Source organism: Achromobacter sp. F4_2707 (genome assembly GCF_047501535.1).
Lineage (GTDB): Bacteria > Pseudomonadota > Gammaproteobacteria > Burkholderiales > Burkholderiaceae_B > Yanghanlia.
Map to the genome: position 1 here is coordinate 51,069 of NZ_JAZDRJ010000004.1, position 14,260 is coordinate 65,328.

Annotated in this window: 15 protein-coding genes; 6 read left to right on the forward strand and 9 right to left on the reverse strand. The window is 51.9% G+C overall.

All coding sequences use genetic code 11. The annotated features are described in order from the left end of the window. The first annotated feature begins 93 nt into the window (after window positions 1–93). Window positions 94–588, forward strand: a complete 495-nt coding sequence (locus VRY85_RS05195) for an Lrp/AsnC ligand binding domain-containing protein (RefSeq protein ID WP_414597554.1) — start codon at window positions 94–96, stop codon at window positions 586–588. An 87-nt stretch (window positions 589–675) separates the two neighbouring features. Then, the gene (locus VRY85_RS05200) at window positions 676–2,052 is read left to right on the forward strand and encodes an aspartate aminotransferase family protein (protein WP_414597555.1); all 1,377 of its coding nucleotides are present in this window, start codon (window positions 676–678) and stop codon (window positions 2,050–2,052) included. A 171-nt stretch (window positions 2,053–2,223) separates the two neighbouring features. On the opposite strand, the gene VRY85_RS05205 is transcribed toward VRY85_RS05200, so the two are convergent. From VRY85_RS05205 to VRY85_RS05215, 3 genes are read right to left on the reverse strand one after another with little or no spacing between them, the layout of a single operon-like run. Continuing rightward, complete coding sequence (locus VRY85_RS05205; RefSeq protein WP_414597556.1) at window positions 2,224–2,793, reverse strand: YceI family protein; 570 nt, start codon at window positions 2,791–2,793, stop codon at window positions 2,224–2,226. Window positions 2,794–2,852: 59 nt separating this feature from the next. Beyond that, window positions 2,853–3,425 carry a YceI family protein gene (locus VRY85_RS05210; protein ID WP_414597557.1) on the reverse strand — a complete coding sequence of 191 codons (573 nt, stop codon included), beginning with the start codon at window positions 3,423–3,425 and terminating at the stop codon, window positions 2,853–2,855. A 45-nt stretch (window positions 3,426–3,470) separates the two neighbouring features. Further along, window positions 3,471–4,010, reverse strand: a complete 540-nt coding sequence (locus VRY85_RS05215; protein WP_414597558.1) for a cytochrome b — start codon at window positions 4,008–4,010, stop codon at window positions 3,471–3,473. Between the two features lie 158 nt (window positions 4,011–4,168). On the opposite strand from VRY85_RS05215, the gene VRY85_RS05220 reads away from it, so the two are divergent. Beyond that, window positions 4,169–5,080, forward strand: a complete 912-nt coding sequence (locus VRY85_RS05220) for a LysR substrate-binding domain-containing protein (protein ID WP_414597559.1) — start codon at window positions 4,169–4,171, stop codon at window positions 5,078–5,080. Window positions 5,081–5,123: 43 nt separating this feature from the next. Here the strand turns inward: VRY85_RS05220 and VRY85_RS05225 are convergent, their stop codons facing one another. The 6 genes from VRY85_RS05225 to VRY85_RS05250 all read right to left on the reverse strand — a co-directional run bounded on the left by VRY85_RS05225 (window position 5,124) and on the right by VRY85_RS05250 (window position 10,694). Then, window positions 5,124–5,954 carry a helix-turn-helix domain-containing protein gene (locus VRY85_RS05225; protein WP_414597560.1) on the reverse strand — a complete coding sequence of 277 codons (831 nt, stop codon included), beginning with the start codon at window positions 5,952–5,954 and terminating at the stop codon, window positions 5,124–5,126. An 8-nt stretch (window positions 5,955–5,962) separates the two neighbouring features. Further along, window positions 5,963–6,976: a branched-chain amino acid ABC transporter permease gene (locus VRY85_RS05230; protein WP_414597561.1), complete on the reverse strand. Its 1,014-nt coding sequence runs from the start codon at window positions 6,974–6,976 to the stop codon at window positions 5,963–5,965. Between the two features lies 1 nt (window position 6,977). After that, window positions 6,978–7,847 carry a branched-chain amino acid ABC transporter permease gene (locus VRY85_RS05235; protein WP_414597562.1) on the reverse strand — a complete coding sequence of 290 codons (870 nt, stop codon included), beginning with the start codon at window positions 7,845–7,847 and terminating at the stop codon, window positions 6,978–6,980. Further along, window positions 7,847–8,554 carry an ABC transporter ATP-binding protein gene (locus VRY85_RS05240; protein WP_414597712.1) on the reverse strand — a complete coding sequence of 236 codons (708 nt, stop codon included), beginning with the start codon at window positions 8,552–8,554 and terminating at the stop codon, window positions 7,847–7,849. Before VRY85_RS05240 ends, VRY85_RS05235 begins: the two co-directional genes overlap by 1 nt. 2 nt (window positions 8,555–8,556) lie before the next feature. After that, the gene (locus VRY85_RS05245) at window positions 8,557–9,339 is read right to left on the reverse strand and encodes an ABC transporter ATP-binding protein (protein ID WP_414597563.1); all 783 of its coding nucleotides are present in this window, start codon (window positions 9,337–9,339) and stop codon (window positions 8,557–8,559) included. A gap of 68 nt (window positions 9,340–9,407) precedes the next feature. Beyond that, window positions 9,408–10,694: an ABC transporter substrate-binding protein gene (locus VRY85_RS05250; protein ID WP_414597564.1), complete on the reverse strand. Its 1,287-nt coding sequence runs from the start codon at window positions 10,692–10,694 to the stop codon at window positions 9,408–9,410. A 193-nt stretch (window positions 10,695–10,887) separates the two neighbouring features. Here VRY85_RS05250 and VRY85_RS05255 point away from each other — a divergent pair, with 193 nt between their 5' ends. From VRY85_RS05255 to VRY85_RS05265, 3 genes are all read left to right on the forward strand, one after another. Then, the gene (locus VRY85_RS05255) at window positions 10,888–11,793 is read left to right on the forward strand and encodes an NAD(P)-dependent oxidoreductase (RefSeq protein ID WP_414597565.1); all 906 of its coding nucleotides are present in this window, start codon (window positions 10,888–10,890) and stop codon (window positions 11,791–11,793) included. 74 nt (window positions 11,794–11,867) lie between these two features. Then, window positions 11,868–13,310: an NAD-dependent succinate-semialdehyde dehydrogenase gene (locus VRY85_RS05260; RefSeq protein WP_414597566.1), complete on the forward strand. Its 1,443-nt coding sequence runs from the start codon at window positions 11,868–11,870 to the stop codon at window positions 13,308–13,310. A gap of 31 nt (window positions 13,311–13,341) precedes the next feature. Further along, window positions 13,342–14,259: an NAD(P)-dependent oxidoreductase gene (locus VRY85_RS05265; protein WP_414597567.1), complete on the forward strand. Its 918-nt coding sequence runs from the start codon at window positions 13,342–13,344 to the stop codon at window positions 14,257–14,259. Window position 14,260: the final 1 nt, after the last annotated feature.

Consider the following 14,260-nt stretch of genomic DNA (forward strand, 5'->3'; position numbering starts at 1 on the left):
CAAAAACCGGGACAGACCCGTTATTCATATAATGGTACGGCCCAATCGGTTAATTTATTCACTATTTTTTAGCGATTAAATAGAGAAAAACACATGGAAAACTCAGAATACGCTCTGGATCGAGTCGATCTGGAGATTCTGGATCTCCTGCAGCGCGATGGCAGAATGCCCAATACCCGGCTGGCCGAAGCCGTGTCTCTGTCACCCACTGCTGTGCTGGCACGGGTGCAACGCCTGGCACGCGAGAACTACATCCTGGGCTACGAGGCAAAACTGAATCCGCGCAAGCTTCAGGCCGGTTTGCTGGTCTTCGTGCAGGTGCTACTGGATCGCAGCGGTCTGAATGTCTTTGATGAATTCAAGGCCGCCGTGCAAGTGCGGCCCGAAATTATGGAATGCCACATGGTGGCAGGCGGGTTCGACTATCTGCTGAAAACCCGCCATCGGGATATGGAGGCGTATCGGGAATTCGCTGGCCGCGTGCTTTGGGAACTTCCGGGCGTTCGGGAAACCCGTACTTTTGCGGTGATGGAGGAAGTAAAAGAATCCATGAAACTGAATCTGCGGCCCGGCAGGCTGCCGCGCTGATCAGCGGCCTTGCTTCGTGCTGCCTTCAGGGTATATTCACAGGAGACGAGACACTTCCATTCAGAACTAAGAAACAGAGCGTTTTATATGAATAACCCAATCGACGCCTTCCCCACCAGCACACGCAACCGCGACATTTCCTACCACCTGCACCCCTACACCAACGCAGTCAAACACAAAGAAGTCGGCCCGCTTATCATCGAGCGCGGCGAAGGCATCTATGTCTATGACGAGAACGGCAAGCGTTATATAGAGGGCATGGCCGGCCTGTGGAGTGTGGCTGTCGGCTTTAACGAAGCCCGACTGGTAGAGGCCGCCACCCGGCAAATGCAGAAGCTGCCCTTCTATCACACGTTCACTCACAAAGCGAACAACCCCAGCATTGCTCTGGCGGAAAAGCTGGTGCAGCTTACCGATGGCGCGATGAGCGGCGTTTTCTTTACCAACTCGGGCTCCGAAGCTAATGACACTGTCATCAAGATGGTGTGGTATTACAACAATGCTCTGGGTCGCACCGACAAGAAAAAAATCATCGCACGCAAACGCGCTTATCACGGGGTGACGGTTGCCTCTGCCAGCCTGACGGGGCTGGCGCCTAATCACAAAGGCTTCGATCTGCCCCTGCCGCAGATGAAGCATGTCACCACCCCGCACTTTTATCGTGAAGGCCGGCCCGGGGAGACCGAGGAGGAATTTGCCTCACGCCTGGCTGCGGAATTAGATGCCTTCATCCAGCAGGAAGGCCCTGAAACGGTAGCCGCCTTCATTGGCGAACCCGTTATGGGTGCCGGCGGCGTGCTCGTCCCCCCTGCTACGTATTGGGAAAAAATTCAGGCAGTGTGCCGCAAGCACGATGTATTGCTGGTGGCCGACGAAGTCATTACTGGGTTTGGGCGTTTGGGCACCCTGTTTGGCTCACACAAATTCAATATCCAGCCTGACATCATGGTCCTGTCCAAACAGCTGACATCTTCCTACATGCCTCTGGCCGCCATTCTCATGAATGAGCAGGTTCACAAAACCATTACCGAATACACCGGCGAGCTGGGCGTTTTCGGCCATGGTTACACCACCAGCGGAAACCCTGTATCCACGGCGGTGGCACTGGAAAACATCCGTATCATCGAAGAACGGGGCTTGGTGGAGAACGCTGCGCGTATGGGTGAACTGTTGCAATCCTCACTGGGCGCCTTGCGGGATCACCCCTTGGTGGGTGAAGTGCGTGGCACCGGCCTGATCGCCGCTGTCGAACTGGTGGCCGACAAAGCCTCGCGCCAGCCATTCGACCCGCTTGGGCGCGTAGGCGCAATGGTGGCGGAACATGCCCAAGCACGCGGCCTCATTTTGCGTAATATTCAAGACAGCATGGCGTTCTGCCCGCCTCTTATTATTAACGAAGAGCAGGTCGGCGAACTTGTGAGCACCTTCACGGCCGCCCTGAACGAAGTCGCCGCCAAGGTTTAAGCGCATATCGCGCCCATCACCCCGCCCGGGGTTATAGCCGACACGGCGACACAAAAAAGCTCCGTCTTCATTATGAAGCGGAGCTTTTTCTATGACTTACAAGCAGTATTTATATACCGCCCGTCGCATCATTCAGCCGAGCACGTGAGTCGTGCCCGGCCGAAGTGACTCTTACTGCGCAATGGCTTCGACGGAGATATCCAGCGTGACTTCGTCGCTTACGCCGGGAGCAAACTTGCCAGCGTTGAACTCTGTGCGAGAAATCACCGCCGTTGCGTTAGCGCCGATAGCGTCCTTCTTCATCATGGGGTGGGGGCCGTTGAAGAAGGAGGTCACAGTCAGGGTCACAGGCTTGGTCACCCCTTTGATAGTGAGATCGCCCTCGATAGCAGCAGGCTGGTCGCCTTCAAACACCACCTTGGTGGACTTGAAAGTCGCCTTCGGGAACTGAGCGGTATCCAGGAAGTCCTCGCCCTGGATATGGCCGTCGAACGCCTCGAAACCGGTGCTGACAGAAGTCATGTCGATAGAAATATCCACCTGAGCTTCTTTAGCTTCTTTGTCGAGAACAATGGTGCCAGTTGTGTTGTCAAACTGCAGCGACTGCTTGGACAAACCCATGTGGTTGTACGAAAAACGCGGGAAAGTGTGGCTGGAATCCACCGCATAGGTGACGGGCTCAGCCAGAGCCTGACCGGCGAACAACGTAGCGAATGCAGCTGCAACAAGAGTTTTTTTCATAAGAGAACCTATTTTGTGTTAGTTAAGAATTAATCGGGTAAAAAGTTGTGCCCCCCCCTTTAGGGGCGAGCAACCATGTGGAACTTAAGCTCGATGTCGTTAGCAACGATGCTGAAATCCTTCCATTGCCCTTCGCCCACCGCAAAATCAGCGCGCTGAAAGGTGAAACTGCCCTCAAAGACGCCCGCGCCGTTTTCCTCCTTGAAGGTGACCGGCACCGTAATTTCTTTGGTATGACCTTTGATAGTGAGATCGCCGGTTACCTGGTACTGGTTATCGCTCACAGCTTCAACCTTGCTTGATGTAAATGTCGCCAAAGGGTGGGCGGCCAGCGCCAGCCACTCGTCTTTTTCAAGCTCGGTATTGGCTTCGTCATAACCCGCGTCGATGCTTGCCAAAGCCACTTCAACCGCCACTTTGGCCGCTTCAGGCTTCGCCGGGTCAAAGCTAAGCTCGGTTGCCTTGATCTCGCTGAAACCACCGTCCATCTTCACATTCATCTGGCTGTAGCCAAAAGAAATGCTGCTGGCGTCGGAATCAAGCGTGGTGTATTCCACCGCGTGGGCGCTGCCCAAGGCACTAAAACTCAATACAGCGGCCAGGGCCAGGGGGCGTAATAAAGATATGTTCATAAATATTGCTCCGGGAGTTTTTTTACTATCTGAAAAGCCTGACCCTTACTGCTTGCTAAGAAAAGGCAGCATCCGGGCCAGCACCGTATCTTTTTTGACAAAATGGTGTTGCAGCGCCGCCCCCACGTGACCTATGACCACCGCCAGTAACAAGTAGTTCAATATCCGATGCGTATTCTGCAACGCAGTGCCGAGTTCACGGCTCTTGCCAAGCAGATCGGGCAATGGCCAAACGCCAAACAACACAACCGATACCCCCTGCGCAGAGCTGGCAAGCCAGCCGGTGAGGGGAATGGCAAGCATCAGCACATACAGCAAAGCGTGGCCTGCATGAGCGGCCAGCCGCGACGCTGGCCCCATATCAGAAGGCAAGGACGGTGCGCGGTGTGTCAAGCGCCATACGACTCGAACCACCACCAGCGCCAACAGGGTAATGCCCGCCCATTTATGCCAGGCGATCAGCTTCAGCTTATTGGGTGAGAACGGCAGAGCTTCCATGTAGTAGCCCAGCGCGAATGTCCCCGCCAGGCCCAGTGCGACCAGCCAATGCAGGAAGATTGCGGTAGAGGTATAACGGTGTGTCATATTCTTTTTAATCCCAAATAGGCGCCGCGGGTCGGGCGGTAAAAGAAGAACCTGCGTTCTAATGTTTAGTTCGATATAAGCATTCTATTAAAAAGAAATATCGGGAGAAACAGCGAAATCGAACTATAATAATTCCAAATATGGAACAATAAACGACTATGTCTGCCTTAAAACTCCATGCCAACGACCTGATTCTCTTCGCCCACATCATCGACGCGGGCAGCTTTACCCGTGCTTCCGATCTCACGGGTTTGCCCAAATCCACCCTGTCCCGCAGGTTATCCGAATTGGAAGACGAACTGGGCGAGCGGCTCATGCAGCGCAGCACGCGGCGGCTGGTGCTGACCGATTTCGGGGAAAGCATTCTTGAACATGCCCGGCGCCTGGCAGATGAAACCGAAGCCGCCACCTCATTGGCACAACACCGGCAAGCCACGCCTCACGGCACACTGCGCGTATCTCTGCCGCCGGAGTTTCGCGAATTGTCTGTGGTGCAGATCGTCACGGAATTCTCCCGCCGGTATCCCAATGTGCGTCTGGAGCTGGATCTCTCTTCGCGCCGGGTCGACATCATCGCCGAGCGCTTCGACGTTGCGATTCGTGCCGCCACTCACCTTCCGGATGACAGTTCACTGGTAGCCCGGCAACTCACCACCCTGCATAATGGCCTGTACGCCAGCCCCGAATATCTGCGGTGCAACGGCACACCTGATAGCCCCGCCGACCTGCTCAACCACACCGGCCTCGTTCTGGTAACGAGCGGTGGCGAGCCTCAGCAATGGCGGTTGACACGGGAAAACGAGCGGTGGGAAGGCGTGCCCTCCAACATTCTCCTGGCTAACTCATTGGGATTGCAGCAGGAACTCGCAGCGCAGGGCCTGGGCATTGTCGGCCTATCCGACCGCTACGCCCAGCCCATGGTGGAACAAGGAAAACTACAACCGGTATTACCGCAGTGGCGCCTGCCAGACATCATCATCTGGTGCGTCACGCCGGGGCGCCGCCTACTCCCACAGCGCACGTTAGTGTTTATTGAGTTGCTGAAGGAAGTTTTAGTGAACCCTCAGTAGTGGGACAGAGTAACCCCACTGCTTATCGGATTGGCAGAGCAGCTCAATGCCCCACATGAGAGCTAGTGCGCGCGCTCAACTTACAGGCCATTTTCGCAGCGACATCTTTCAACGGCTCCAAGAGGGACACGCAGGCTTCCTCGTGAGTTAACGCCGACCGAAGATAGATGATGTTGATAGAGCCAAAAACATGCCTTTTGGTCATGATCGGCACGCCAATACTAAAAAATTGGGCAGCATAAGCATGCTCAGAGTAACCCTCAGTCATTGTTGCAAAGCCTTGTTCTCGCACGCGTTGCAACAGTTTTTGTAGTTCCTCTGGGCGCCTAGCTAAATCGAATGACGGGTCGGGATTCTGTTCTGCCTTGCTCAGAAATGCCTGTCGTTCACTTTCCGGACAATTAGCCAGATACGCTAAACCGATGCTAGTTAAAAGAACTGGTGCACGGAAGCCCGCAACGCGCCTGAACTGCATCGGCTCTGCATGACGCGAGGTATCAACCACTATCATTGCATCCTGATCAAGGATAGCAACGTCTGACGGCCAACCTATCGCTTGACGAAACTCTCTCAGATCTTGAGAAACAATGGTGCTGATGGCCGAATGGCGATCGTACCCGGAGCTCAACTGCAACGTTTTACCGGTGACACGATAAACAGCGGCCTCCTCGCGCACCACATAACCCGCATGAATGAGCGTGGTCAGCATCCGGACAATCGTCGCCTTATCTAATAAGGTTTGCCGGTGAATATCAGCGACAGTTGCTCCGCCGGCTACTCTATTCACAGCGGCTAACACGTCTAGAACTCTCAGCGCTGCAATCACCGGCTTATAAGATGACATTTGCTTAACCTCGTTAACGGCGCCCTCCATGCAGTGTCCTATTTTTGCTTCTTCCGTGACGAAAGGAGGGTTCCGACTATGCCTTTAGGCATGTAAATAATGAACAGAAGCAGCAAAACACCGTAAATAATACCATCAAGCGAAAGCGCCCTAGTTCCGAGGTTCTCAGTTAGCCAAGCCGAACTTTGTGCAAAAACACGTAAGCCCTCACTTAACGATTGGGTGAGAATGGCACCTACTGTAGGCCCTAGAAGAACGCCAATTCCACCTGCAACTACGCCAAAGACGATACTCAAAGAAACATTCAACCCGGAAATACTTTCAGGAGCAATATACATTTGGTATTGCGCAAAGATCGCCCCGCCTAAAGCAGTTAGAGCTGCCGAGATCATTGTAACTTTCAGCTTCTCATATGTAACATTAATCCCCGCTGCAGCTGCTGCATCCTCATCCTCGTTTATCGCCTCTAATGCCTGACGATCCATACTGTTATTCAGCTTTTGCCAGACAATCAGTGTAAATGTCCAAATGACCAGTACGACGAAGTACGCAACAAAACGATTGGTTTCAAACTGGACTGCAAAGAACGACAAACCATCACCGTAGCGCTGAGGCTGTGTTCCCAAGGAGCCACCAGTGTAATCACGCAGCCCGACAATACAAAGACGCACAAACTCCACCAGCGCCAAAGTAAGAAGTGCAAAGTAATGGCCTTTAATTCGCTGCATAAAAGAGGGATAGCCAATCATAACAGCCAAAATCACTGCCAAAACTATGGAAATGGGTATACCCACCAGAGGACTCAAACCAAACCAATTCCATAACATCACGGTTACGTAAGCGCCTACTCCAGTAAAAGCCCCGTGCCCCAGCGAAGTCAGGCCAAATCTCCCCATTAACGCCCAAGCCGTATATATCTGCGCCCAAATTAAAGTTTGAATAACAAGGTGTAGATAATAGCGACTACCGGAAGAAAACAGACCAACAATTAAGAAAGGTAGAGAGCACATAACGATGGCTCCAACCAGAACTAAAAGCATTGTTCTTTTCATATCAGCTCTTCCCAAACAAGCCCTGTGGACGAACAAACATCGCGGCCATAAACACCAGGAACGCAATAGCGTACCCCCACTCAGTGGAGAAATACGACCCTCCAACGACTATCAGCTGGGAAATAATTAGAGCAGCGACAAAACCTCCCACAAGGCTTCCCAGGCCGCCCAAAACACAAACGAGAAATATTAATGGACCAAATTGAAACCCGATATGTGGATGAATATCAAACTGTAGCGTCATCAACACTGCACCGAGGCCCGCCAATCCACCCCCAATCGCTGATGTGATTATGTATATACGATTACTATTAACGCCTACCAAAGGCATTACCTCTCGATCTTGGCTCAGTGCAAGAATGGCAATACCTGTGTACGTCTTGCGTAAAAAAATAGCGAGGCCAATCATTGCCACAACAGCGACAGCAAATGTCACGAGACGGGAATTCGCAAAAAACATATCCCCGACAGATATCGATCCCATAGAGATACCCAAGCTACGGAACTCAATACCGAACACCATTGTGGCGCTGGCCTGCAATAGTACTAAAACCCCACCTGTAGCCAATAGCTGATTAATTGGAGCAGTATTTAATATCGGCTTAATAACGATAAAATGAAGCGCCACCCCTAACACCATGGTCACTACGATTCCGAGCCCAAACGATGTAATCAGAGGCACACCAAGATCAGAATAAAAATAGTAAATACTATACATACCGATCATTACCACTTCAGCATAACAAATCCAAATAACGTCAATGACGCCAAATATTAGATTGAGGCCGAGCGACAACAATGCCAATAATCCACCTAGAAGAACGCCATTTAAGACTGTTTCAAGCAGAAAAATATCAAATGAGAAACCCATCACGCAATCCCCATATAGGACTTCAGCACATCATCCGATTTCCGTAGTTCATCAGCACTACCACTCATGCGGATGGTGCCAGCCTCAAGCAAATAGGCACGATCAACCACCTGCAGCACCTTTTGAACGTTCTGCTCAACGATGAGAACCGTATAGCCCTCTTCGCTAATGCGCCGAATCAACTCAAAAACTTGTGCAACGATGACAGGCGCAAGTCCCGTTGATGGCTCATCAAGTAGAATTAACTTAGGATTACTCATGAGGGCACGACCAATAGCACACATCTGCTGCTCGCCTCCGGACATGGTCCCCGCCAATTGGCGGCGGCGTTCTTTAAGTCTTGGGAAAATGTCGTATACATAATCGAGGCGTTGTGCGAACTGGCTTCTCGCAATGCGAGGATAAGAGCCAAGCCTCAGATTGCTTTCCACTGATAGGCTGGGAAATAAACGGCGGTTTTCAGGAACATGAGCAATACCGTGCTCAACAATATGGTGTGGTGGAATGGCACTTATTTCTACGCCTTCCATTATGATTCTTCCAGCCGTCACGGGTAGCATGCCCGATATTGCTCGGAGCAATGTAGTCTTTCCAGCCCCATTCGCTCCAATAACAGCCACCGCCTCGCCTGGGCTTACTGTCATGGACACGTTATCTAGAGCCCTAAACTTACCGTATGCCGCACTGACGTTCTCAAGGGAGAGCATGCTCATTGTTCACCCTCCGCTGAGTTGTCATCTAAATAAACCTGTATGACCTTGGGATCCGACTGGGCTTGCTGCGGATCTCCGTCATAAATTTTCTCTCCCTGATTCAATACTACGACCCGATCCACAACGCGCATTAGGACGCCCATAATATGCTCTACCCAGATGATGGTAATGCCTCGCTCACGTCGTATGAACTCAAGCATATCTGCGGCCTGCTCCATTTCAGTATGGTCAAGGCCATTCAAGCTTTCATCCGCAAGAAGCAGGCGGGGTTGGCTGGCTAGTGCTCGTGCAAGCTCGAGTTTTTTCAAACCGGCAGCACCCATGCCATCAGTGGTGAGATCGGGATTAGTGGGGAGCCCAACCAATTCCATGGCTTCAAATGCCTGGCGTTTACATTCTTCGCGGCTTTTCCGCCCCTGTTGGCCAAACCAAGCGGCTAACGCTACATTTTCCACCAATGTCAACGCATTGAAAGGACGAGGTATCTGAAATGTTCGCCCTACGCCCATACGACAAATTGTGTGGGCTTTGAGCCCTTCAATCTGTTTTCCTGCGAAGCTTATAGAGCCTGACGTCGGAGCTAAGGTACCGGCGATCATATTAAAGGTCGTACTCTTTCCTGAGCCGTTAGGCCCAATAAGCCCTAATATTTCGCCCTCTTCAACATTAAAATTTACGTTATTAACGGCGTAGAACCCACCAAACCTTTTGGTAAGACCATTTATTTCCAGCATATTGCTTACCTCATATGCAATATTTTTTTGGACAGAACTTCCCACAGGGGATGTCCCCCTGTGGTGTAACTACTGTTCTTATTTTCAATTTTTAGATCGAATAATCTTTATAATCAGTGCCCAAAAGCGATGCTGGAGGGAAGTGGTATTACAGGATCTGCCGTAGCAATTTCTTTAGGCCACAGCACCTTGGTACCTTCGGGTGTGTACTGAATAACGACAGGTGATGATCGAAGATTCTGACCAGACATTGGATGGCCTGGTTCTGCAAACTTCACACCATATCCTTGCACCGTTCCACCAATTGGAATATCAGTATCAAGTGCAGCCTTACGTAATGATTCAGGTGAGATATCTCCATAATCACGGATTGCGCGCGGCATCACATCGCTAAACAGAATCCATGATTGGTTGAAGCCCATCCAAAAGTTGGCTTCGGCATAACTCATACCGCTCTGCTCGAGCATTCTCTTATTGGCCTCAGTAATCACTTCACCCAGTTCAGGCGCCAGGGTCGCAGGATCAAGAATCTGAGCAACGGCCGGATCAACATTCATGATGTATGCAGCATCATCACCCTGCAGCTCGGTTAACCGCTCTGGATTGGCGTAGCCCGCGCCATGTCCAATTAGCGCTTTCCACTTCAAGCCTTGCTCCTTGGCTTGCCGAAGGAATAAGCCAATATCCTGCGAGTATCCAGTGTGCAGGATGGCATCTGGGCGCGCGCGACGTAACTTGGTCACCATCGGTGACAAATCCGTAGCGTTGATGGAGTAGCCCTCTTCGAGGACGATATTCATGCCCGCTTTTGAGCAGGCTTCCTTGTTGGCTCGGGCGTTGCCTGAACCGTAAGGACCGTCCTCATGAATAATGGCGACCCGCAGCTTTTCGACAGGAACACCGAATTTTTCTTGGGATGTTGCCGCGAGGAAGTCACACGAGGTCTGGCCGTATTGATCTGAGTGAACTTGGGCACGGAAGACGTACTCCAGCCCGCGGTCCTTAAACACGGCAGATGAAATGCATACATTCGCCCACATGAACTTCTTCGCATTATCTACTTTCGAAGCCATCGGCACGCACTGTGCACTTGAATACACCCCCATCACCAAATCTACGTTCTCAACGTTTAGCAAACGTTCTGCAACGTTGATCGCAACATCGACTTTGGATTGGGCGTCAACTGTAACGGGCACGATCTTGCGCCCTTCGACGCCGCCACGTTCGTTGATCATGTCGATCGCAATCTGAGTCCCAATGGAGGCGTTGACCGAGCCAGCCGCCGCGAACGGCCCTGTCTGGTCGTAAATCACCCCAACCCGTATGTCCTGCGCATGTGCCATAGCAGCCGTCATCGCGAACGCACCGACTGCCAATTTCAGCATTTTTCGTTGTGCCATAAGAAGTTCTCCTCCTTCCTTTGTATGAAGGACGACATGAACTGTCGCCCCGTTTTTTCCAGGCTGTGTGAGCCTAAAAACACTTTTTTATCTGCTTATTCATGTGCTACTATAAATGAAACGATACATCACTGTGTGAAATAAAAGCAAGTACTAGTTCAACCCCACTCAACACAGGACGAAGGAGACAAGCATGAAAATCGCCTTTATTGGGCTCGGCGCTATGGGAGGCCCCATGGCTTCTAACATTGCACGCAAAGGCACACCGATTACGGTTTACGACATCTCGCAAGCCAGTATTGATCGAGTCGTAGAAGCCGGCGCCACACCGGCGTCAAGCCTTCAAGAAGCCGTATCGGGCGCAGAAATTGTGATCACTATGCTGCCCGCCACGGAGCATGTTCTTGAGGTGGTTGCTGGACCTGACGGAGCGCTTGCTCATATGGCACCGGGTGGTTTGCTAATTGATATGAGCACCATTGACCCTGTCGGAACTGACAGGCTCATCGAATCATGTGCAGCGAAGGGCATTCGTTTTATCGATGCGCCGGTGGGTCGCCTTGCCAGCCATGCGATTAAAGGAGAATCACTCTTCATGGTGGGCTGCAATGACGAAGATGATTTCAAGAAAGCGGAGCCCTTGTTCAACGCCATGGGCACCACCATCGTACGATGCGGGCTGGCAGGAACAGGAATTCGCGTGAAAATCGTGAATAACTTCCAGATTTTGTCCATTGCCCAAATCACTGCGGAAGCACTTGTTCTCGGCACAAAGCTGGGGTTGCCGGTAGAAACCATTAAAGCGGTGAACGGCCAGACAACAGCCAACAACGGCCAGATGCAAGTCAATTTCGCAACCAAGACACTCATTGGCGATATTGAGCCTGGTTTTACTTTTGACTTGTCCCACAAGGACATGACGCTAGCGCTCAATGCAGCAGCAACATTACGGCTGGGCCTACCTGTCGGAGCAGCGGTCCACGCGGTCTATGGTGCCGCGCGGTCCACTCCTTACGCCAAGAAAGACTTCACCGCATTGCTGGACTACGCATGCGAACAAGCGGGAATTGAACCGCCTCGGTTAACCACAGCTTCGTGACCATAAGTTGACAATCTCGGGGCAGCGGCCGATTCACAGTCTTGCCGCTGCCCTTGCATCACAGAAAACCAATAATGGAACAGGAAATGGACGAGGCTAAATTAATCCTCAATGGCGAAGCCCGCGCTAAAGGCTCATTGGGCACTTATGAACTTGTGAATCCCTCAACCGAAAAACTGATCGCACGAGTTCCGAAAGCAGGAAAGCAAGAAGCTCTTGAAGCTGTAGCGCTCGCATCAGAGGGATTTTCAGAGTGGTCTGCGGTTTCGCCATTCGACCGAAGCAAAGTGCTGAGAAAAGCTGCTGACATCATGCGCGCAAGCGTTGATGCGGCGGCCACTGATATGACTCTAGAGCAGGGCAAGCCTCTAGCACAGGCGAAAGGCGAGTGGCTTGCCTCGGCAGATTGTTTAGATTGGTTTGCAGAAGAAGGTAGACGCACCTATGGCCGCTTAATACCCAGCCGGCTTCAGAATATCAGTTGGGCGGTGCACCGGCGCCCGATCGGCCCTGTGGCTGCGTTTACCCCCTGGAACTTCCCTGCCTGGACACCCATGCAGAAAATTGCACCCGCACTCGCAGCGGGTTGTTCCATTGTTCTGAAACCCGCTGAACAAACCCCCACGACCGCATGGCGCATCTGTCAGGCGCTCTTAGATGCTGGTCTCCCTCCTAAAGCGCTCAGCCTGATTTGGGGTGACCCCGCCGAAATTTCATCAGTTCTTGTGCAAGCCCCGGAAATACGCAAGCTTTCATTGACTGGCTCCACTCGTGTAGGCCGCGCACTCGCGGGAGCAGCGGGAGGACAGCTCAAGAAAGTCACAATGGAACTAGGTGGCCATGCTCCCGTCATTATTGCCCGAGACGCTGATATCGCGAGAGTGGTTGCCCTCTCCAAAGACTGGAAGTTCCGCAATGCCGGGCAAGTGTGTGTGTCGCCGACTCGCTTTCTGGTTGAAGCCCCTCTTTATGAGAAATTCGTCTCAGACTTTACAGAAGCGGTTGAGAACATCACGGTAGGCGACGGTTTGAGCCCAGACACTGACATGGGCCCACTCGCCACTCCAGAGCAACTTGCAAAAATCACTCGACTGGTCGACGACGCCCAAACGAACGGCGCCCAAATTACTACGGGAGGTAGTCGCATTGGTGACAATGGTTGGTTTTTTTCTCCTACCGTGATCGCAGATGCCACCCCAAAAATACAGGTGATGAACGAAGAACCCTTTGGCCCGATTGCTCTTATCAGCCGCATGGAAAACCTCGATGCAGCCATAGACGAAGCAAATCGCTTACCAGTTGGGCTCGCGTCCTATGCGTTCACCGACAACGCAAACACCCAGCAAAAAATTGTGAACGGCCTTAGGGCAGGAATGCTGGCCATCAACCACTTTGCTCTTGCCCTGCCTGAGACACCCTTTGGCGGGGTTCTTGATAGTGGTCTGGGATCCGAAGGGGGGATTGAGGGCATTGAAGCGTATTTCTCACCCTTCCTCGTTTCCACCAAAGCTTTTTAAAAACAACTCGACCAGGTTATCAGGAGTGCAAATGCAAAAGGAAGTGGGATTTATTGGACTTGGGGCCATGGGCCTCCCAATGCTTGAAAACCTTGCTAAGAATGAGACTTTAAAAATTTACGCGTTTGATGCATCAGATAAGCCATTTGCACAGCTCCAGCAGCACGAAGCATGGAACACCCGCCTCTTTCGGGCTGGAAGTTTTTCAGACTTCGGCACGTGCGACACGTTTATTTTGATGTTACCCAACAGTCAAATCACAAGCTCTGTCGTTTTGGGAAACAACCAGCAGGCCGGCCTTGCCCAGTTTCTGCCCAAGAGTTCACTAATCATCGATATGGGTTCCTCCGACCCGATCGAAACAATACGGTTGGCCGCAGAACTAGAAAAACATGGCATCACCTTAGTGGATGCCCCCGTCTCGGGTGCAGTAGCCAAAGCTCGGACGGGAGACTTGACAATTATGGTAGGTACCGACGAGGCGGGCCTTAAAGCAATCGAACCATTGCTTTCACTCGTAGGTAGCTCACTTATTCCCACCGGCAAGCTCGGCGCGGCTCACGCCATGAAAGCACTAAATAACTATGTCTATGCTGCGGGATTGTTAGCGGTATGCGAAGCGGTGAGCATCGCCCAAAAAATGGGCCTAGACACAGACCGTTTTGCAGAAATTCTCAACACTTCATCCGGACGGAATGTAGCCTCCGAAACTAAGTTGGTCCCGTTCATCCTGAAAGAAAATTACACCGCAGGATTCTCCTTGCGTCTGCAAGCAAAAGACCTTGCCATTGCCGATCGTCTGTGTAAAGAAAACGGTATGCAAGCTAGGCAGCTCGCTCTTTGCTCTGACTTGTGGGCCAATGCCGCTCTGTCTATGCCAGAAGCTGACAACACCGCTATTCACCAATATATCCGGTCGCCAGCCAAGCGTTCCCAACTGAGCTCTTAAC